This window comes from Campylobacter jejuni (genome assembly GCF_001457695.1).
GTDB lineage: Bacteria > Campylobacterota > Campylobacteria > Campylobacterales > Campylobacteraceae > Campylobacter_D > Campylobacter_D jejuni.
Genome location: NZ_LN831025.1, coordinates 1,150,089 through 1,170,054 on the forward strand (window position 1 = coordinate 1,150,089; position 19,966 = coordinate 1,170,054).

The window sequence follows — 19,966 nt, forward strand, 5'->3', positions numbered from 1 at the left end:
GGAAAATAAATGAAAAAAATTTTAGCCCTAATTTTAATAAGTTTAGCATTTTTTCTTAATGCTTGCTCCAAGGAAGAAGAAATTCAAAATGATTTTATGTTTGAAGAGTATCACAAAGGAGATAAAATAGTCTTAAATAGTGTAAATGGTGGAAGCAAAACTTTAATAAGAACAGATAAAGGTTTTGTGGTAGAAGGAGAGGAAGGAAAAGTTCTAATGTTTGATTTTTTTGGCACTTTTTGCACCCCATGTAAAGAAGAAGCTTTAGATCTTAGCAAACTTTGGAAAAATAATTCTAGCAAATTTATCATTATAGGACTTACACATTTTGAAGATGTTAGCGATGAAACAGTTAAAAAATTCGCGGATGATTATGGTGCTTACTATTTTCTAAGCAATGGCAGCTCTAATGATCGTATTATTGCTCAAATTTTAAAAGATATAGACTATCAAAATATGGAGCAACTTCCTTTTAAAGTTGTTTTAAAAAATGGAATTTATCAAAAAATAAGCGATTACTGGAATAATAATACTCCAACAAATTTTTATCTTGGTAAAATTCCAACAGAACTCATGCAAGAAGATTTAAATAAAATCTACAAAGGAAAATAATGCCAAAAACCCAAACTCTAGAGCAAACAAAACTTAGTGAACCAAAAATGTATAAAGTTATACTCTTAAATGATGATGTAACAACCATGGATTTTGTTATAGAAATTTTGATGAATATTTTTCATCAAAACCTTGAGAAAGCAAGTCAAACAATGTTAGAAATTCACCACAATGGTTCTGGAATTTGTGGCATTTACACCCAGGAAATAGCTCTTTCAAAACAAAAAAAAGTTATAGATTCGGCTAAACTTGCCAATTTTCCGCTACAAGCAAAGGTAGAAGAAGAATGAAATACCAAGAAAATTTACAAAAATATCTTGATAATGCCAAAAATCTAAGCTTAATAAACCACCATGAATTTGTTACCTGTGAGCATGTACTGTTTGCATTACTAAAACTAAGCACTGATTTTAAGGATATATTTGAAGAATTTTCAGATGGAGATCTTGAACTTCTAGAAACTGAATTAAAAAATTACATTTCTCAAAACAATCAAGTTATTAAACAAGAAATAGAACCTACAATATCTGTTGTTTTAGATGAAATCTTACTTTCATCTAAAAATAAAAATAATGAAATTAAAATTATAGATTTTTTAGAAAAGCTCATACACGATTCAAGAAGTTATTCTAGCTATCTCTTAAAAAAACACAACATAAATCTTAACAAAATTCAAGAACTTCAAAATCATGAAAATATACAAAATTTAAGCAACCACACAAGTGATTTAACACTTTTAGCTCAAAATGGCACGATTGATCCTTTAATAGGAAGAAAATTTGAACTTGAAAGAATGATGCAAATTCTTTCACGTCGCAAGAAAAATAATCCTATTTTAGTAGGAGAAGCAGGAGTTGGCAAAACGGCCATTGTGGAAGGATTAGCATTGGCTATTGCGAAAAAAAAGGTGCCTAAAAACTTACAAAATGCAAAAATTTTTAGCCTTGATATGGCTAGTATACTTGCGGGAACAAAATACCGTGGAGATTTTGAGAAAAGAATTAAAGAAATTTTAAATGAACTTGAGAAAATACCTAATGCTATTTTATTTATTGATGAAATTCACACTATAGTAGGAGCTGGAAGTACAGGAGAATCTCATACTGATTTTTCCAATCTTTTAAAACCAGCTCTAAGTAATGGAACTTTAAAATGCATAGGTGCAACAACTTTTATGGAATATAAAAATACTTTTGATAAAAATAAACCCCTAAGTCGCCGTTTTGCTAAAATAAATGTAGATGAACCAAGCCAAGAAGAAAGCTTGCAAATTCTGAAAGGATTAAAAAACAAATATGAAGAATTTCATCATATAAAATTAAACGATGAAATTCTTCAATATGCTGTAATTTGGGGTAAAAAATTTTTTAATGATAAATTTTTACCTGATTGTGCTATAGATCTGATCGATGAACTTGGGGCTTCTTTTGCTTTAAATCCAAAAGCTAAAAAAAATGCCAATTTAAAAGATTTAGAAAATGTTTTAGTAAAAATGACCCACCATCATAAAATGTTTGAATTCGATCAAAACAAAGCTTTAATGAATTTAAAAACAAATTTAAAAGCAAAAATTTTTGGCCAAGATGAAGTTATAGATAGCCTTGTTTCATCACTTAAGCAAAGTTTCGCAGGATTTAAAAATTCCAATACACCACGCGGAGTGTTTTTGTTTACTGGATCAAGTGGAGTTGGAAAAACAGAACTTTGCAAATCTTTAGCTGAATTTTTAGGTTTAAATTTAGAACGCTTTGATATGAGTGAATATGCAGAAAAACATGCTATAAGTAAACTAATAGGATCTCCAGCTGGATATATAGGTTTTGAAGAGGGTGGACTTTTAAGCAATGCTATTCGCAAAAATCCTTTCAGTCTTGTTCTTTTTGACGAAATAGAAAAGGCTCATCCTGATTTAAGCAATACCTTTTTACAGATTTTTGACAATGCTGAACTCACCGACAATAGCGGTCTTAAAGTAGATTTTAAAAATACAATCATTATTATGACATCTAATCTAGGACTTAAAGAAAGCAATGAGCTTGGTTTTTTAAGTAAAAATGAAGAAAAAAGTAATCGTGCTATCAAAGACTTTTTTGCTCCAGAATTTATTAATCGTATTGATAAAATTTTACATTTTAATGATTTAAACGATGCTATACTTGTTAAAATTATCGAAAAAGAACTTGATGAAATTTCTAAAAATTTAAATAATATAAAGTTATCAGTGGATGATAAAGCTAAAATTTATTTAGCTAAAAAAGCCTATAATAAAGAATTTGGAGTAAGGCTTTTAAAACGCATAATCTCTGAGGAGATAGGAGAAAAAATCAGTGATGAAATTTTATTCGGAAAGCTTAAAAAAGGCGGTATAGCTAAAATCAAACTTGGTAAAAATGGAAAGCTCGAATTTATATTCTAAATTACTCAATGCACCTAAAAATGCTCCTGTATTTTTAAGTCAAAATTTAGAAGCTGATTTTATTGTAAAAGCTTATACTTTTGGTCTATTCCCATGGACAAGTAAACCTGTAACTTGGTGGTGTCCAGATCCTAGATGCATTTTAATTCCAAATCAAATTCACATCCAAAAAAATATGAAAAAATTTATTAATCTCTATCAAATTAAACTTGATTATGATTTTTTAAAATTAATTACATTATGTCGCGATACACGCTCTCAAAGCTGGATAGATGATGAATTTATTACCACTTATTATAAGTTATTTACCCAAGGCTATGCACATAGCCTTGAACTTTATGAAAATAATGAACTTATAGGTGGAATTTATGGTTTAATTTTAGGCAAGGTTTTCTTTGGTGAAAGCATGGTAAGCATTAAAAAAAATGCATCTAAAATTGCTATGATTAAACTTTGTGATTTATTAAAACCTTATGATTTTATCATAGATTGTCAAGTTTATAACCAACATTTAGAATTTATGGGCGCTCATAATATTTCTAGGAAAGAATTTTTAAATATTTTAAAAGAAAAATGCAACCAAGAAAGTGGTTTTAAAAATTTTAAAGATTTAATTACTTAAAAAATAAGCGTGAAAATCACGCTTATGACATCGCTTTAGCAACTTCAGCAGAGCTTTCACGAATTTTCTCCATACACTCTCTTGCTTCTTTTGCAAGTTCAACACTCTGATTAACATCCTCTAAACCGCTTTTAATACTCTCAACCACTTGTGATGTAACATTACGAATAGAATTAATCGTAGTGGTAATTTCATTAACCGAATGCCCTGTTCTTTCAGCTAAATTTCTTACTTCATCAGCAACAACAGCAAAGCCTCTACCATGTTCACCAGCACGTGCTGCCTCAATAGCAGCATTTAAAGCAAGCAGATTAGTTTGATCAGCGATATCACTAATAGTCTGAATAATAGATTTAATTTCATCTGATTGTTGATTTAATGAGGAAACAAGATTTGAACTTTGAGACATCATATCAGCAATATTCTGAACATTTGAAACAGTGTTTTCAATTACACGATCTCCATCTTGAGTAAGATTATCATTTTTTTCTGCAAGTTCGCTTATGAGGCAAAGTTTTTCTTGATCTTTTTTAACTTGTTCGCTTATATCTGTAGCAAATTTAATAACCTTGTAAATTTTTCCATCATCATTTTTAACCGGATTATAACTTGCTTCAAGGTATACTTTTTTATTATTTCTTCCGTATCTTATATATTTACCTGATTGAAATTTGCCCTCTCTTAAATCTTCCCAAAATTGAACATAGTCCTTAGAGTGTCTATAATTAGAATCACAGAACATGCTATGATGCTTTCCTTTAATCTCATCAATATTAAAATCCATAGTTCTTAAAAAATTTTCATTAGCCGTAATAATAGTCCCATCAGGTTTAAATTCAATAATAGCCATAGAACGATTAGCAGCAGCAATAGTATTTCTAAGATCAAGCATTTCATAATGTCTTTGAGTTATATCATTGGCAAATTTAATAATTTTATAAACATAACCATTATTATCACTAATTGGGAGATAATTTGCTTCTAAATAAACATCTATCCCTCCCTTAGCTATACGTCTAAAAAGACCACTTCTAGCTTTTCCATCTCTTAAATCTTTCCAAAAATCATTATATGCTGAAGAATTAACAACTTCAGGCAAACAAAACATACTATGATGCTTACCCTTGATCTCTGAAAGGGAGTATTTCATAGTTGTTAAAAAATTTTGATTTGCCTCTAAAATAACGCCATCGGTGGTAAATTCAATTACCGCCATAGTATTCCCAATAGATCTTAAAATATCTTCTAAACCATTACACTTTTTTTCAAGTTGTTCAATTATTTCAGTATTATTTTTCTTAGCACCAAACATAAAACTCACCTTTTTAATAATAAATTATTTTAAAATTATATCATAGTTTATATAGTATTATTTACTTAAAATTATATTAATTTATAAGTTAAATATATCCTTTAAACCTATAATAATCATCTTAAACCCCATAGCAGCAATAAATACTTGTGCTATACGAGAAAAAACATGTAAAATCAGTTTTCCAACTATTTTTTCTATAGTAGCTGCAAAATGAAAAAGTATAAACATAAAAATAAAAGCTATCATCACCCCACCAAGAGCAACATCAAGCCCACCATCTTCGGCTATAACGATAACACTAGCTAAAGTTCCAGGCCCAACAAGCATAGGAAATGCCATAGGTATTAAACTCTGTCTTAAAATTTCCTTATCATCCATATCCTGATAAGAACTAAAATCCTTAGTTGCAATTTTTGTTGAAAAAAGTAAATTTTTAATAGCCATTATAATAAGAACCAAACCACCAGAAACCCTTAAATCATCTAATGACACCCTAAAAATATAGTTCATAAACAAAGGTCCTGATAATAAAAATACCAAAACTATAGTAAAAGCTGTATAGAGAATAGTTCTAAAAAGTTTTTTTCGAAGCATTAAAGGCAATCCATCACTCATAGCCAAAAATTGAGTTAAATTACCAAAAGGATTTAATATGGCAAGCAAAGTAATTGCAGCAAAAAACATCAAATAAAGCTCAGAACCCATACTAAAAAACACTATCAATCCTTAGTTTTTACAAATTCCAAAGAAATAGAATTTACACAATGTCTTACATTTTTAGCAGAAAATCCTTCTCCTTCAAAAACATGACCTAAATGTCCATTGCAGTTTGCACATACAATCTCGGTTCTAATCCCATCTTTATCAGGAATTCTTTTAATAGCCCCTTTTATTTCATCATCAAAGCTAGGCCATCCGCAACCTGATTTAAATTTATCTTCGGATTTATAAAGCGAAGCTCCACATTGCTTGCATTGATAGATTCCTTTTTCATAAAAATCATTATATTTCCCACTAAAAGGAGCTTCTGTTCCTTTATTTAAAATTACTTTTTTTTCTTCTTCATTTAATTCTTTCATGATCTGCCCTTGTAAAATAATTTTTATATTATATAATTAAAATTTCAATTTTAAATGATAAATTTTTATAATTTTCAAGAAAGTTTTAAATGCAAAAAGAATTTTTTCAAGAACTTCAAGATATTTTATATGAAAAAAATATAACTATAAAATTTCACTCTTTTCAAAATTTTTATGAAGACTTTAAAAGCCACAAATTTATTTTTAATCACGAGCATCAAAGCATTTTCAAAAAAAATACATCGCAACAAATTACCTTGCTTCATCCTACGCGTATAAGAAGGCCTAAATTTCTCAATTCAACTCATGCGCTTGCTAAAATAATTCATTCAGTCGCTCATATAGAATTTAATGCAATTAACCTGGCTTTAGATGCGAGTTATCGCTTTAAAAATCTACCTTTGCAATTTTATTACGATTGGCTGGAGGTGGCAGATGAGGAAATTAAACATTTCAAACTTTTAAATTCAGCACTTGAAGAACTTGGTTACAAATATGGAGATTTTCCAGTGCATGATAATTTAGAATCTGCTCTAGAAGCTACAAAAGACTCTTTAAGCTTTAGAATGGGAATAGTTCATAGAGGTTTAGAAGCTAAAGGGCTTGATGCCAACCCCTTTGTTGTTCAAAAACTTCAAAGTTCCAATCATTCCATTAAAAATCTTTTAATGGAATATCTTGAAATTATACTTAATGATGAAATAAAACACGTTAAAAAAGGAGATACTTGGTGGAAATTTGCAAACCAAAACAAGTATAATTTTATCGAGCTTTGCAAAACATTTAAACAATTCTCTCTTGCAGGAAAAAAACTTAACATTCAAGCAAGAATCAAAGCTGGCTTCACTCAAGAAGAATGCGAAGTCATTGAAAAATTTTACTCTTGATTTCTTGTCTTAAATTTTGAAACGATAATAGTATATAAAACTCGAATAATTCCATAAAGCACATACAAGCTTGCTAAAATTACTAAACTTTCAAGAGGGTAAAGATATAAAAATGAAAATATTATAATTAAAATAATCAAAACTTTTAAAACACTAGAACGATTAAAATCAAGCTTTTTAAAGCTAGGATAGCGTATATTACTTACCATTAAAAGCCCTAAAATTGCTTGAAGCACCAAAAAAACTACACCATAAGGCTTTAAAAAATCATAACTGATAAATGCATAAGTCCATATAGCACTCACAACTGCTGCAGTAGGTATAGGAAGACCTATAAAAACGGAGGGTTCATAAGTGCCTGTGGTGACATTAAATCTCGCCAAACGAATAGCTCCAAAAACCACAAAAAAAGCTGTAATCAAAGATCCAAGCTTTCCAAAATCATAACCTATAGCCATATAAAAAAGAACCGCTGGAGCAACTCCAAAAGCTACTAGATCAGCTAAAGAATCAAATTCTACTCCAAATTTTGAAGTAGAATTTGTAAGTCTTGCAACGCGGCCATCAAGCCCATCGCAAATCAAAGATAAAATAATATAAATCAAAGCTGTATAATAATTTCCATGTATTGAAGCTATAATAGAAATAACCCCTAAAAAAGCTGAAGCAGCTGTAAAAAGATTGGGTAAAATATAAATTAGTTGCGGTCTGTTATTCATTATTTTTCCTTACGCAAAATAGCCTAGCAATGAGCCTGCTTTAATTTCATCATTTAAGCCTATATGAATTCTAGTATCTTTTGGTAAAAGTAAACTTATGGAGCCATTGATTAAAAAACCCATTCTATCTCCTGCTTTTAAATCATGAGAAATATTATCAAGCTTTAATTTTCTATCAAAAGAACCTGCATAGATTCGCAAGGCTATCGTTTTATTCTCTTTAACTTTTGCCAAAATAAAAGCTCTTTCATTCATCATTTTTGCAGATTTTAATTCACTGCACAAAAAAAGCCCATGTCGTAAACGAATATCTATTATAGACATTGCAAAAGGTGTATTAAAATTCCCAGCATCATAAAGAGCATTTTTAATAGTAATTTCAACACATTCACCCAAATCTTTATGATGAATATTTTCTATTTTAGTAACCCTACCATCCATAGGTGCAAAAATAGCTTTTTCATCACTACAAACAAGTTCTCTTTTGGGCGCTCTAAAAAGAAAAATACAAATTACAATTAATGCTAATAGCAAGATGGAAAAAGAATAAAAAATCCACACAAAAATAAAAATTAAGCTTAAAATAATAAGACTTAAATATCCATCTTTTGCAATAAAATCTTTCATTCTTCTACTTTAACTTCAGTTTTAACTTCTTCGAGTTCTTGTAAACGAGTTGGTAAACCATTTTGATCCTCAAACTCTTTAATAATCTCACGCACTTTATTACCTTCAATAGTTTCTTCTTCATAAAGGGCTGCAACCATAGTCTCAATCGCTCCCTTATAAGTATTTAAAGTATCTTTAACATCTTTATAGCGTTCATCTAAGGTTTTCTTTACATAATCATCTAAAGATTCTGCCATCTTTTCAGAATAGTCTTTTATAGTTTGCCCACCACTTAAGAAAGTATTTCTTTGTTTTTCAAGCACCATAAGTCCTGCAATTTCACTCATACCATACATAGAAATCATAGCTTTTATGATATCGGTTGCTCTTTCTAAATCATTACTTGCACCCGTTGAAATTTCACCTATAAATACTTCTTCAGCCGCACGACCACCCAAAAGTACATCTACTTCAGCGATAAGTTCATGTTTTTGCATTAAAAATTTATTTTCTTCAGGGGTGTTTAATGTGTATCCTAAAGCCGCAAGACCACGTGGAATCACAGAAACTTTACTTACACGCTTTGCACCTTTGGTAGTTTCAGCAATCAAGGCATGACCACATTCATGATAAGTAACAATTTTCTTTTCTTTTTCATTAATACGACGTGATTTCTTCTCAAGTCCTGCTATAGCTCTTTCAACAGCTTCAACTAAATCATTTTGTTCTACATATTTTTTAGAATCCCTACCCGCTAAAAGCGCTGCTTCATTAATAATATTTGCAAGATCAGCTCCTGCAAGTCCTGCGGTTAAACGTGCTATATCTTCTACTTTAACTTTTGGGGATATTTTGACATCTTTCATGTGTACTTTTAAAATATCACACCTACCTTTAAAATCAGGTTTATCAACTAAAACTTGTCTATCAAACCTTCCTGGTCTTAAAAGCGCTGCATCTAAAACTTCTGGGCGATTTGTTGCTGCTAAAACAATGACTGGGGAACTTTCTGTCCCAAAGCCATCCATTTCAGCCAAAAGCTGATTTAAAGTTTGCTCTCTTTCATCGTTTCCACCCATCATGCCACTTGCTGCACGACTTTTACCAATAGCATCTATTTCATCTATAAAAACAATAGCAGGAGCTTCTTTTTTTGCATTTTCAAACAAATCTCTCACACGAGAAGCACCTACACCCACAAACATTTCTATAAAAGATGAACCTGAAACACTAAAAAACGGCACATCAGCTTCACCTGCAACTGCTTTTGCAAGCAAAGTTTTTCCTGTACCTGGAGGCCCAACAAGTAAAAGCCCTTTTGGAATTTTAGCTCCCAATTTAATATATCTTTCAGGATACTTTAAAAAATCTACAATTTCTTTTACTTCTTCTTTAGCTTCTTCAACACCAGCTACATCGCTAAATTTTACTTTAGGTTTTTCTGAATTTACAAGCTTCTTAGAACTTCCTATACCCAATATAGAACTTCCCATATTTTTTTGCATACGACTTGCCAAAAACATCCAAATACCAAAGAAAATAAATACTGGCAAAACCCATGAAAAAAGTATATCCGTAAACCAATTTGTTTCAGAATACGCACCATAAGCGATATTTTTACTATCTAGTAAACTCACAAGCTCAGGATCATTAACTTTTTTTGCTGTATAAACAGTATTGTGAGAGCTTGAAATCGCTTTGATTGTTGTTTGTCCTATGCTAACTTGATTGATTTGTCCACTTTCAATAAGCTTTTTTAACTCAGAATAAGGGACATTTTTATTTACTTCATTGCCATTCAATGCCCCGCCAAAAGAACCATTGCCATCAAAAAATCCCTTAAAAATAATTATCATTACAATTGCAAAAATCGCAAAAATAAAAATGGGATTTTTGTTAAAAAAATTATTACCCTGCGGATTACCCTTATTATTTGGGGTATTATTATTCATTACTTATCCTTTTTTATTATTTTTATATACAAAACTACACCACTCATTGATTTGCATTTCATCAATGAGTTCCAAATCTTGAAATTTTTCTTTAATTCTTGTTGAATATTTATCTAAAATTCCTGACAAAATAAGTATAGCATTATCTTCTAAATGGTTTTTAATATCTTTTTCTAAAATTAAAATCACATCTGCAATGATATTTGCAACAATTAGATTATATAAACCATTTGCTTTATCTATAGATCCACACCAAGCCTTGTGAAAATCGACACCATTTAATCTTGCATTTTCTAAAGAACTATCAATAGCCAACTCATCAGTATCACAAATTTCAACATTACAGCCAAACTTTGCCATAATAATACCCAAAATTCCACTACCACAACCAAGATCTAAGGCTCTTAATTTACTTTTAGAAAATTTTTGTAAAAATTTTACACAAGAATATGTGCTTTCGTGATGTCCTGAGCCAAAGGCTAAGGCTGGATTAATCTTTATATTTATACAATTCTTCTTTTCTTCTTGCCAAGTTGTATGGATGTAAACATTATCCACTAAGATAGGTTTTATGCCTTTTTTATATTCTTGTATCCAGTCCTTGTTTTCTTTCTCTACAAGACTTAAATTAGAAATAATTTTATGATTTAAATTGAAAGTAGTTGTAAGTTTTTGAGCAAATATTTCAAGTGCCCATGAAAACTCTTCTAAACTCTCATGGGATCTAATGTAAACACCATTATCTTTCTCTTCTATGGCTTCTATACCTAAATCAAAAGCAAAATCAAGAAATAAATTTTTATACTGCTCTTCTACGATAAAGAACAATTCATAATATTTTTTTTGCATTTAGAATTTTAAAAATCAGCCTTTACTCAGCTGCACCTTCTCCACTTCCTGTTCCTAAAACATCTTCAAGTTTTTCCTTTAAAACTTGTGGAGTAAAAGGTTTTACAATATAGTTATTTACGCCAGCTTTTAAAGCAGTAATCACTTCAGCTTTTCCGCCCTCAGTTGTAACCATGATGATAGGCATATCTTCATATTTTTTCTCTGCTCTTACTTTTTTTACCAACTCCAAGCCATTCATTTCTGGCATATTCCAATCTGTAATTAAAACTTTTACATCTTCATTTTTAGTTAATAAATCCCAAGCTTCAACGCCATGCTCAGCTTCTAAAACATCATCGTGTCCAAGTCTTGTTAGGGTATTTTTAATAATCCTTCTCATAGTAGAACTGTCATCAACAACTAACAATTTCACAATTTCGTCCTTTCAAAGTTTTTATAGTTTTATTTTACCCTTTTTAGCCTTATTAATCAAGCTAAAAAATTTTAAAAAACAGCATTATATCATCTTTTACTTAAATTTTTACTCAAATATTATTATTTTTATACTTAACCGTAAATAAATATACACTTAAACCTAAAAGAAGCAAGCTCACTCCACCGATAAGATAAATCGCATAAATCATCTGAGAAAGATCACCAATAGCAAGTTTAAATACCAACATCAAAGCTTCTATAGCTAAAGCAATGATAATAGAACCCAAAAATCTCACCATAGTTTTTTGAATTCCACCTTCTTCTTTTTTCGTCCTTCCTAATACTTCTTGTTCGATCAAAGTTTTTGCCAAATCAAAAATAGCTAAAGCCAAAGTTATAGCGATGGTACTTTCAAACATATGTTCTATACCTATAGCTTGATTATCAAAAAGACTAAAAAAACCTTTTTGAAATAAAAAACAAGTAATCACAAATAAAACCAGTGCGAAGCAAAAATATACCAAACGACTAAACTGAGTAAAAACAAACTCAAATTTTCCTGCTTGAATAATCTTTAAAATATCTTCAAGCTTGATATCAATACAAACAACAAAAAGCAAGTTATTTTTATCATCGTAAATTGGCATAGAAGCTGTCACGCAAAGCTCATTATTTAAAACCGAAGGATAAGGATCGCTCAAAACACATCGTCTTAATTTTACAGCTCTATAAAAATAAGAACGAGTACTTCTATCCTCACCCTGCCCTATTTCATGAGCTTTATTTAAGGAAATCGCATTTTCTATTTGCATGCCTGAAATATCTAAAATATACAAAGCATCAAAAACAACAACTTCATGAGCTATTTTATCCAAAGCTGTTTTAATCGTTTCAAGGTGAATGTCAGGAAGTTTATTGGGCAGATTTCTTGTTAAAATATAACTCATATAAGCTCTAGCACGATAGCGGTTATCTTCAAATCTTTGTATATCTTTTATATACATTATACACCTTCTTTATTGTGTTTAAATTCAGGTACAATCTTTAATAAAGCCTCTGAAATATCTTCACATATTTGTAAATTTTCTATCTCTTTATTAAGCCAATTAAGATCAACCTTCTCATTCTTTGCTACAAAAATACTCTCATAATGTGTTTTAGCATCATTTTCATCAATCAAAAGCTCTTCATAAAGCTTCTCACCTTTTCTTAAGCCTGTGATTTTAATTTCTAAATCATTGCGATTAGAAAGTAAAAGCATTTTTTTAGCTAAATCTATGATTTTCACAGGCTTACCCATATCCAAAACAAAAAGTTCTCCCCCTTTTGCGATAGCTCCAGCTTGTAAAACAAGTTGCACTGCCTCAGCCACAAGCATAAAATAACGCACTATATCAGGGTGCGTTAAAGTTAAAGGCTCATTATTGGCAATTTGTGCTTTAAATTTCGGTATCACACTACCACTAGAACCTAAAACATTACCAAAACGCACACAAGCAACTTCAAAATTTTCATCACTCATACTTAAAGTATAAAGCTCGCAAACTCTCTTAGTGCAACCCATAATATTTGTTGGTCGCACTGCTTTATCTGTACTTATCATCACAAATTTAGCTACTTTGTTTTCTTTAGCACTATCGCATAAAATTTTAGTTCCTAAAATATTATTGATTACTGCTGAATGTGGATTTTGTTCGCAAAGAGGCACATGTTTATAAGCGGCTGCATGTAAAATAAGATCGGGTTTATAAGTTTTTAATACCTCATCTAAACTTTGCTTATCTAAAATACTCAGTAAAATAGGAGTAATTTTTTCTTTATATAAATTTAAATCATCATTGATCTTATAAAGATTATACTCACTATGATCAACCATGATAAGATGCTTAGCACCAAATTTAATACATTGCTTACAAAGTTCACTGCCTATAGTTCCACCTGCTCCACTTACCAAAACTACCTTGTCTTTTAAAAAAGCCGCCACAGCACTATCATCTAAATCTTTTGGTTTTCTAGCAAGCAAGTCTTCTATACTGATATCTCTTGCTTCGTTTCTTGTAAAAGAAAATATTTTTACATCGCAAATACCATAAGCTACAAGTTCTTCAAAAAGTTTTTTAAGCTCTTCTTGTTCAAGTCTTAAAGCAATAATGGCAGTTTTTACCCCTTGTTCTACATAAGATTTTATTTTTTCTTTTTCTTCTACAATAAATTTATCACAATAAGTCCCTATAAGCTCTTTTCTCGCATCAACTACGCCTACAGGAAAAAGCCCTAAAGAACCTTCTTTTGCACCTTTTAACAAATGCAAAGCCTTAGAAGTTGCCCCTACTACAATACAAGGAGTTTCTTCTTCTTTCATTCTAGAAGGTTTAAAATCCACAAGCATTCTTTTGCTAATTCTTAAAGTACCTATAAACATATAAGAAAGAACAAAATCTATCACAATAGCACTTCTTGGAAAAGGATTAAAAAAATCACTAAAAAAATAAAAAATAAGAAAAAAACAAAACTCAGCTAAAAGCAAAGCGATAAAAATTTTTCTTGCTTCATTGAGAGAAAAAAATCTCCAAGCTACTTTATAAATTCTAAAAACAAACAAAAATGAAAGTTTTAAAACAAGCAAAATAATAGCAGAAACCATCATACCATGATAAAAAATACTCGGAATATCTCCACTAAATCTCAAAGAAAAAGCCAGATAAACGCTAAGTAAAATTAAAACAATATCTGAAGTTAAAAAAAATGCTAATCTTTTGCTTTTATAAAAAATCATTTTAAGCCTTTATGCTCTTTAAGATCAGTTTTGAAATTTCATAAACATCATCTTTACTCATCGCCGTGCCACTTGGCAAACAAATTCCTTTTTGGAAAAATAACTCACTATTGCCATTAAGATAAGCCTTAGCTCCTTTAAATACTTCTTGAGTGTGCATAGCTTTCCATAATGGTCTTGTTTCTATTTGTTTATTTTTCAAATCTTCTATGAGTTTTGAAATTTTTGGATGCAAAGTAATATTTTTTTGACTGATATTTATATCTTTTTGACAAGCATTAAGTTCATTTTTATCAAAATTAATCAAAGCTGTACTTAACCAGCGATTGCTTCTTGAATTTTCCAATTCATCTAAAAAGCTAAAATACTCTCCTAAAAATTCTTTATACCACTCATAAATTTCTCTTTTTTTAAGCACTCTTTGTTCTAAAACCTCCATTTGCGCTACGCCAATAGCTCCTAAAACATTGCTTAAACGGTAATTATAACCATAATCTAAATGTTCATAATGCAAACAATTTTCCCTAGCTTGAGTGCTATAAAATCTTGCTTTTTCAATCTTTTCTTTATTTTTTCCTATAAGCATACCTCCACCTGAAGTGGTAATAATTTTATTACCATTATAAGAATAAACTCCAAATTCTCCAAAAGTTCCTAAGGCTTTATTCTTATAAAAACTTCCTAAAGCTTCAGCAGCATCTTCAATTAAAACAATGTCATTTTCTTTGCAAATTTCAACAATTTCATCCATTTTAGCCGCATTGCCATAAAGATGAGTTAAAATCAATGCTTTTGGTTTTTTTTCGCATTCTTTAATGGCAAGTTTTAACAAATCTACATCGATATTATAAGTTTCATCACAATCTATAAATACAGGTTTTGCTTTAAGATAACAAATAGGCGCCACTGAAGCAATAAAAGTAAAAGAAGAAGCCAAAACAATATCATCTTGTTTTACCCCTGCCACCCTTAAAGCTAAATGCAAAGCCGCTGTGGCTGAATTTAAAGCTAAGGCATTTTCACTTTTGCTATAATCTTTTACACTTTGTTCAAAGCGATTTACAAATTCACCCAAAGGTGCTATATAATTGCTTTTAAAAACTTCTTCTATGTATTTTAATTCATTACCGCCCATATGCGGAGGAGAAAGAAAAAATCTCATGATTTATCCTTTGTATAAAACAAAATTTTTATAAATTAACTCTATTTTACCTAAAAAAATTTACAAAGAATCAAACAAAAATCTTTTTATAATCATTTCATATTTTTCTTTTTGCAGGCACTCCCACAAAAACACCTTTTTCATCTTGACTTTTAACCAAAGTTGCTCCACCACCTAAAATACTATCATCTGCTAAGCTTAAATTAGGCAAAACACAAGAATTAATCCCTAAAAAACAATTTTTACCAATTTTTACATTACCCGCACATTTAGCTCCCACACTCACATGAGAAAATTCCCCTATCACACATTCATGCTCAATTACGCTTGAAGTATTTAAAATCACACCTTTTTCTATTTTAGCTTTAGCGTTAATCACTACATAAGGCATGATTAAAATTCCTGCATTTTCTTCCACGATTGCGCTAGGACTTATAAGTGCACTTTTATGGATAAGATTGACAATTTTAAAGCCATTTTCTGAAATTTTTTGATAAATCTTTTTTCGAATTTCATTGTTTCCTATGGCTATAAAAAAATCATATTTAGGTAAGGTGTTTTCAAATTTCATTCCTTTAAAATCATCTAAAAAAATACATTCTTTATAACCCATATTTTTAGCCACATCTTCACAAACAAGCCCATGACCACTAGCACCATAAATATAAATTTTTTCAGTTCTTGCCATTAAATTTCTCTGTTGTAACATGGCCTTCTTTGCTTACCCCACTTCGTTTTAAAACCTTTAAAGCTGTTAAAAACATGATTTTTAAATCAAGCAAAAAAGAAATATTTTTCACATAATACACATCGAGTTCGAATTTTTTCTGCCAAGAAATAGCATTTCTACCATTTACCTGTGCCCACCCTGTTATACCTGGACGCACTTTATGACGCAATTTTTGCTCTCCATTATAAAGGGATAAATACTCAACCAAAAGAGGTCTAGGCCCCACAAAACTCATATCCCCTTTTAAAACATTAAAAAGTTGCAAAAGCTCATCCAAACTTAAGCTTCTAACAATTTTTCCAAAGGCTTTCAAACGCAATTCATCGCTCAATAACTCACCCTTTTCATCTCTTTCATCACTCATGGTTTTAAATTTATAAATTTTAAAAATTTTTTCATCTAACCCGGGACGATTTTGGGTAAAAATCACACCTCCTTGAGTGATTTTTAAAAGTAAAGCAGTGATTAAAATCACCGGAGAAAAAAGTACTAAAAGCACTAAAGCTAAAATAAAATCAAAAATTCTTTTAAAAACTTTTTCATACATTCTTAATTACCCTATCATAAAGTTTTAAATAACGCTGTGTGATATTATTTTCATCGTATTGTAAAGCATCTTGGGCGGCATTTTTAGCTAAATTTAATCTTAATTTTTCATCTTCTAATAAAAGTGAAATTTTTTCGCTTAAATCCTTAGCATTTTTTGTTTTTGCCCAAAGTCCATCATAAGCATTAGAAATAGCCTCTACACAACCTTCGCAGTCACTTACCACTATAGCCTTACCACAAGCTTTTGCCTCCAAAACACTTACAGGAAAGCCTTCTTTATAGCTTGGTAAAACAAAAATATCACAATTTTGCAAAAGCTCGACTATATCACTTCTAGCACCCAAATAATGCACCACACCCGAGTTTAAAAACTCCAAACTCGCACAAGAAGGATTTTCATCTCTTCCACCAACTAAAACAAAATTTGCTTTGTCTTTTAGCATAGTAGCACTTTCATAAAATTCTTTTACACCTTTATGCCATAAAGCTCTTGCTATCATAAGCACAATGGGTTTTTTATCTATGTTTAAATTTTTCCAAAAAAGCTCTTTTTTTTCCGATTCTACATAAATAGGAAAAAATTTTTTTAAATTGATACCTACAGATTTTATCACACAAATTTTACTTTCCTTAAGTCCTAAATTCCGCATAAACTCAGCATTACTTTCATTGACAAAAATAAATTGGTGTGCAAATTTAAAACTTAATTTATAAAGATTATTAATAAAAAAACGCACTAAATTTGCCTTAAAACCTTGATCTATATAAAAAGATCCCAAGCCTTCTACCAAAGCAAAACGATAAGGAATTTTTGCCCATTTTGCTGCTAAAATTCCAAAGGTATTGCTTTTGTGTGCCGCACTTTGAATAAGATCAAGATTTAAATTTTTCAAAACCTTAGCAAGATAAAAAAAATTCTTTAAAACCACAAAAGGATTTAAACTAGCTCTTGAAAGCTCGTAAACAATTACTTTCAAGCCAATATCTCTAAGTTTTTGCGTGTATTCATCTTGTGGCACTATAACAAAAACTTCATCTTTTCTATCTTTTAATGCTTTTATAATAGGCATTCTAAAATGATAAATACTTGCTCCTGCATGTGATAAAAATCCTATTCTCATTTTCAACCCTTAAATTTTAAGTTTAAAAACCTTAGCATCTCTAGAATTAATCACTAAGTCAAATAAATTCTTATCATAATTTCCTAAAAAAAACATTTGCACATAAGCACTATTAAACATGGTTTTATCCATTAAAATAAATTGTGCGTAAGGAATAGCACTATCCTTTAAATAAAAAATATAAAACTGAGCCTTATCATCGATTGGAGTGATTTTGTATTCACCTTGTTTAATAGAATTAATCTCTACGATACTATTTACAGAAACCACATTATCGCCTATTTTAAAACTTCTAAAATCATCGCTTAAAACCACTCCGTTGCTAAGATAAATTTCTCCATTTTTAACATCAAGTGGATAAGCTGTGCTAAAGGTAAAAGGTTTATCCAAAACTCCTGTATCTAAATTAATAAAAGAAAAACTAGCCACCGTAGAAAAAATCAAAGACATTCTAGCGGGCATATAAAGATAAATATCACGAGTTTTTGGCGTATCGATTTTAAAATCAGGTTTTGATAATGAAGCTAGAAACAAATCCACATTGCTTTGATTATAATCTTTCATCATGGCTTGTAAAATGTCTGTTTTTAAAATATCATTTTGCGGAGCATAAAAGCTTTTTTCTGTATATTCTACACTAAGTCTTGCCATATTAGCTGCAGCTTGTTCATCTTTGCTTAAAGCAAAAGAAGGGAAAAAATTATCCTTACCTAAATGCTTTCCACCATCTACTAAAGTTTTCACATCGCTATAATAACGCACAGGATAACCATAATCCCACCAAGTTACCACATAATCTTCTCTATTGGCTATATTTTTTAATTGATTTAATAATGATGCTTCATTTTGAGAAAAAACTGTTGGCGCTTTATAGTTGTAAATATGGATAAATACTGGAGTTAAATTCAAAACAGTTGTAAAAACAATACAAATATTTGAAGTTAATTGGCTATATTTTTTAACCAATATAGCCTTAAACTCGCTCAATAAAAAACCAAATCCTAAAGCCATTACAGGTACAGAATAAATGGTAAATCTAAGCCCCCCTTTTAAGGCTAAAAACCCAAGCACCAATATAGGTAAAGCTATAATCATACTTTTATGTTTTCTCAAAAGCCATACAAAACCAAACAAAGAAAACAAAAAAACAATTTCACTACCACTAATTCTTCGCATAAATTCGCTAAGATCTACATTTTCAACTTCTTGTATGGTTTGATTGACATTAAAATACATAAAACCCTGTGTTAAATTCGCACTTTCATCACTTCTAAAAATATAAAATTTAAGCTGATAAAGTATAGGATCAACCCCACCACTTAAAATCAAAAATATCAAGGTTACACTACCTAAAATTCCTATAATCATAAAATTTAAGCGTTTTTGCTCTAAGGCGAATAAAGCAAAAAGTATTACTATAATGGCACTTTGATAAAACCATGCTATATTTGAAAGAGTAAGAGAAGACAAAATCACAGCTATATAAAAAATCTTTTCTTTTCTATGAAAAATAAGTGTATAAATTAAAAAAAGTCCAATTAAAGCTACATTTAAAGTATAACTTGAAGGATACCACCAAAGATAAATTCCTATAAATAACGGCAAGGCAATCAATGAAAAAAAGTCTTTTTTTAAAATCATTCTTACCATAAAAAATAAAATAAACATAGGTAAAACAATTACCAGCATATCCGTATCATAATACCCGCTCATAGTGCGATTATAATAACTGTTTGCTATACTTGCTAAAAGAGCAGCTACAAAGCCCATTAAAGGACGTTTGTATTCATTAGCTAGCAAAATAATAGGAATCACCACCAAAGAAGATAAAAAAGTACTCATATATAAAATGATACTTTCAAAAGAAAAAGGTGTGATTTTATAAAGCCAATAAGTAAGCGTAGATAAAGAAGATCCATAGTAACTCAAATCATTAGGCTGATGAAAACCTGCTATCATATCTCTTGCACCCTCAGCAAAAGCATAGCCATCATTTGAAATGATCATTAATTGATTATTGAAAAAATACTCATTAAACTCACTTGCCCACCAAACCCAATAAAACCTGCAAAATACACTAAAAACATAAGCTAATATAATCATCGCAAACAAAACTAAATAAGGGTTTTTTAAATACTCTTTTTTCAACAT

The 19,966-nt window shown here is 30.1% G+C and carries 20 protein-coding genes; 5 read left to right on the forward strand and 15 right to left on the reverse strand.

What is annotated here, in order from left to right; all coding sequences use genetic code 11:
* The first annotated feature begins 9 nt into the window (after nt 1-9).
* From AT682_RS05890 to aat, 4 genes are read left to right on the forward strand one after another with little or no spacing between them, the layout of a single operon-like run.
* The gene (locus tag AT682_RS05890; RefSeq protein WP_002860208.1) at nt 10-612 is read left to right on the forward strand and encodes a TlpA disulfide reductase family protein; all 603 of its coding nucleotides are present in this window, start codon (nt 10-12) and stop codon (nt 610-612) included.
* Nucleotides 612-902, forward strand: a complete 291-nt coding sequence (gene clpS, locus AT682_RS05895) for an ATP-dependent Clp protease adaptor ClpS (RefSeq protein WP_002860209.1) — start codon at nt 612-614, stop codon at nt 900-902. Before AT682_RS05890 ends, clpS begins: the two co-directional genes overlap by 1 nt.
* Nucleotides 899-3,028, forward strand: coding sequence for an AAA family ATPase (clpA, locus tag AT682_RS05900; RefSeq protein WP_016818198.1), 2,130 nt, complete (start codon nt 899-901; stop codon nt 3,026-3,028). The genes clpS and clpA overlap by 4 nt, the downstream gene beginning before the upstream one ends.
* The gene (gene aat, locus AT682_RS05905) at nt 3,003-3,650 is read left to right on the forward strand and encodes a leucyl/phenylalanyl-tRNA--protein transferase (protein ID WP_002853966.1); all 648 of its coding nucleotides are present in this window, start codon (nt 3,003-3,005) and stop codon (nt 3,648-3,650) included. The genes clpA and aat overlap by 26 nt, the downstream gene beginning before the upstream one ends.
* Nucleotides 3,651-3,672: 22 nt before the next feature.
* Here aat and cetZ read toward each other — a convergent pair whose 3' ends face one another.
* The 3 genes from cetZ to AT682_RS05920 all read right to left on the reverse strand — a co-directional run bounded on the left by cetZ (nt 3,673) and on the right by AT682_RS05920 (nt 6,044).
* Nucleotides 3,673-4,962: an energy taxis response protein CetZ gene (cetZ, locus tag AT682_RS05910; RefSeq protein WP_002882925.1), complete on the reverse strand. Its 1,290-nt coding sequence runs from the start codon at nt 4,960-4,962 to the stop codon at nt 3,673-3,675.
* A gap of 81 nt (nt 4,963-5,043) precedes the next feature.
* Nucleotides 5,044-5,670: a MarC family protein gene (locus AT682_RS05915; RefSeq protein ID WP_074485595.1), complete on the reverse strand. Its 627-nt coding sequence runs from the start codon at nt 5,668-5,670 to the stop codon at nt 5,044-5,046.
* Between the two features lie 14 nt (nt 5,671-5,684).
* Entirely contained in the window at nt 5,685-6,044 is a 360-nt protein-coding gene (locus tag AT682_RS05920; RefSeq protein ID WP_002853613.1) for a methionine-R-sulfoxide reductase, read from the reverse strand.
* Between the two features lie 89 nt (nt 6,045-6,133).
* On the opposite strand from AT682_RS05920, the gene AT682_RS05925 reads away from it, so the two are divergent.
* A complete protein-coding gene (locus AT682_RS05925; protein WP_002853858.1) occupies nt 6,134-6,931 on the forward strand; it encodes a ferritin-like domain-containing protein in 798 nt (265 codons plus the stop codon).
* On the opposite strand, the gene pssA is transcribed toward AT682_RS05925, so the two are convergent.
* The 12 genes from pssA to pglB form a co-directional block, all read right to left on the reverse strand.
* The gene (pssA, locus tag AT682_RS05930; protein ID WP_002853992.1) at nt 6,922-7,650 is read right to left on the reverse strand and encodes a CDP-diacylglycerol--serine O-phosphatidyltransferase; all 729 of its coding nucleotides are present in this window, start codon (nt 7,648-7,650) and stop codon (nt 6,922-6,924) included. The two genes, AT682_RS05925 and pssA, sit on opposite strands and share 10 nt — an antisense overlap.
* 9 nt (nt 7,651-7,659) lie before the next feature.
* Nucleotides 7,660-8,277, reverse strand: a complete 618-nt coding sequence (locus tag AT682_RS05935; RefSeq protein WP_002866132.1) for a phosphatidylserine decarboxylase — start codon at nt 8,275-8,277, stop codon at nt 7,660-7,662.
* The gene (gene ftsH / locus AT682_RS05940; RefSeq protein WP_002882927.1) at nt 8,274-10,211 is read right to left on the reverse strand and encodes an ATP-dependent zinc metalloprotease FtsH; all 1,938 of its coding nucleotides are present in this window, start codon (nt 10,209-10,211) and stop codon (nt 8,274-8,276) included. The genes AT682_RS05935 and ftsH overlap by 4 nt, the downstream gene beginning before the upstream one ends.
* 3 nt (nt 10,212-10,214) lie before the next feature.
* The gene (prmA, locus tag AT682_RS05945) at nt 10,215-11,060 is read right to left on the reverse strand and encodes a 50S ribosomal protein L11 methyltransferase (RefSeq protein WP_002852657.1); all 846 of its coding nucleotides are present in this window, start codon (nt 11,058-11,060) and stop codon (nt 10,215-10,217) included.
* 22 nt (nt 11,061-11,082) lie between these two features.
* A complete protein-coding gene (gene cheY / locus AT682_RS05950; RefSeq protein ID WP_002866134.1) occupies nt 11,083-11,475 on the reverse strand; it encodes a chemotaxis response regulator CheY in 393 nt (130 codons plus the stop codon).
* Nucleotides 11,476-11,587: 112 nt separating this feature from the next.
* Nucleotides 11,588-12,481, reverse strand: coding sequence for a PDC sensor domain-containing protein (pglG, locus tag AT682_RS05955; RefSeq protein ID WP_002852871.1), 894 nt, complete (start codon nt 12,479-12,481; stop codon nt 11,588-11,590).
* On the reverse strand, nt 12,481-14,253 hold the full coding sequence (gene pglF, locus AT682_RS05960) for a UDP-N-acetylglucosamine 4,6-dehydratase (configuration-retaining) (protein ID WP_002882931.1): 1,773 nt from the start codon (nt 14,251-14,253) through the stop codon (nt 12,481-12,483). The genes pglG and pglF overlap by 1 nt, the downstream gene beginning before the upstream one ends.
* Nucleotide 14,254: 1 nt before the next feature.
* Entirely contained in the window at nt 14,255-15,415 is a 1,161-nt protein-coding gene (gene pglE, locus AT682_RS05965; RefSeq protein WP_002882933.1) for a UDP-N-acetylbacillosamine transaminase, read from the reverse strand.
* A gap of 97 nt (nt 15,416-15,512) precedes the next feature.
* On the reverse strand, nt 15,513-16,103 hold the full coding sequence (gene pglD / locus AT682_RS05970) for a UDP-N-acetylbacillosamine N-acetyltransferase (protein WP_002882934.1): 591 nt from the start codon (nt 16,101-16,103) through the stop codon (nt 15,513-15,515).
* Nucleotides 16,090-16,692, reverse strand: coding sequence for an undecaprenyl phosphate N,N'-diacetylbacillosamine 1-phosphate transferase (gene pglC / locus AT682_RS05975; protein ID WP_002882935.1), 603 nt, complete (start codon nt 16,690-16,692; stop codon nt 16,090-16,092). The genes pglD and pglC overlap by 14 nt, the downstream gene beginning before the upstream one ends.
* Nucleotides 16,685-17,815: a N,N'-diacetylbacillosaminyl-diphospho-undecaprenol alpha-1,3-N-acetylgalactosaminyltransferase gene (gene pglA, locus AT682_RS05980; protein ID WP_002882937.1), complete on the reverse strand. Its 1,131-nt coding sequence runs from the start codon at nt 17,813-17,815 to the stop codon at nt 16,685-16,687. The genes pglC and pglA overlap by 8 nt, the downstream gene beginning before the upstream one ends.
* A 9-nt stretch (nt 17,816-17,824) precedes the next feature.
* Entirely contained in the window at nt 17,825-19,966 is a 2,142-nt protein-coding gene (gene pglB, locus AT682_RS05985; protein WP_002882938.1) for an undecaprenyl-diphosphooligosaccharide--protein glycotransferase, read from the reverse strand.

Bases quoted from the DNA above. Each gene is read 5' to 3' on its own strand.
- AT682_RS05890 (WP_002860208.1), top strand. From the start codon at position 10: ATGAAAAAAATTTTAGCCCTAATTTTAATAAGTTTAGCATTTTTTCTT.
- clpS (WP_002860209.1), top strand. From the start codon at position 612: ATGCCAAAAACCCAAACTCTAGAGCAAACAAAACTTAGTGAACCAAAA.
- clpA (WP_016818198.1), top strand. From the start codon at position 899: ATGAAATACCAAGAAAATTTACAAAAATATCTTGATAATGCCAAAAAT.
- aat (WP_002853966.1), top strand. From the start codon at position 3,003: ATGGAAAGCTCGAATTTATATTCTAAATTACTCAATGCACCTAAAAAT.
- cetZ (WP_002882925.1), bottom strand. From the start codon at position 4,962: ATGTTTGGTGCTAAGAAAAATAATACTGAAATAATTGAACAACTTGAA.
- AT682_RS05915 (WP_074485595.1), bottom strand. From the start codon at position 5,670: ATGGGTTCTGAGCTTTATTTGATGTTTTTTGCTGCAATTACTTTGCTT.
- AT682_RS05920 (WP_002853613.1), bottom strand. From the start codon at position 6,044: ATGAAAGAATTAAATGAAGAAGAAAAAAAAGTAATTTTAAATAAAGGA.
- AT682_RS05925 (WP_002853858.1), top strand. From the start codon at position 6,134: ATGCAAAAAGAATTTTTTCAAGAACTTCAAGATATTTTATATGAAAAA.
- pssA (WP_002853992.1), bottom strand. From the start codon at position 7,650: ATGAATAACAGACCGCAACTAATTTATATTTTACCCAATCTTTTTACA.
- AT682_RS05935 (WP_002866132.1), bottom strand. From the start codon at position 8,277: ATGAAAGATTTTATTGCAAAAGATGGATATTTAAGTCTTATTATTTTA.
- ftsH (WP_002882927.1), bottom strand. From the start codon at position 10,211: ATGAATAATAATACCCCAAATAATAAGGGTAATCCGCAGGGTAATAAT.
- prmA (WP_002852657.1), bottom strand. From the start codon at position 11,060: ATGCAAAAAAAATATTATGAATTGTTCTTTATCGTAGAAGAGCAGTAT.
- pglG (WP_002852871.1), bottom strand. From the start codon at position 12,481: ATGTATATAAAAGATATACAAAGATTTGAAGATAACCGCTATCGTGCT.
- pglF (WP_002882931.1), bottom strand. From the start codon at position 14,253: ATGATTTTTTATAAAAGCAAAAGATTAGCATTTTTTTTAACTTCAGAT.
- pglE (WP_002882933.1), bottom strand. From the start codon at position 15,415: ATGAGATTTTTTCTTTCTCCTCCGCATATGGGCGGTAATGAATTAAAA.
- pglD (WP_002882934.1), bottom strand. From the start codon at position 16,103: ATGGCAAGAACTGAAAAAATTTATATTTATGGTGCTAGTGGTCATGGG.
- pglC (WP_002882935.1), bottom strand. From the start codon at position 16,692: ATGTATGAAAAAGTTTTTAAAAGAATTTTTGATTTTATTTTAGCTTTA.
- pglA (WP_002882937.1), bottom strand. From the start codon at position 17,815: ATGAGAATAGGATTTTTATCACATGCAGGAGCAAGTATTTATCATTTT.
- pglB (WP_002882938.1), bottom strand. From the start codon at position 19,966: ATGTTGAAAAAAGAGTATTTAAAAAACCCTTATTTAGTTTTGTTTGCG.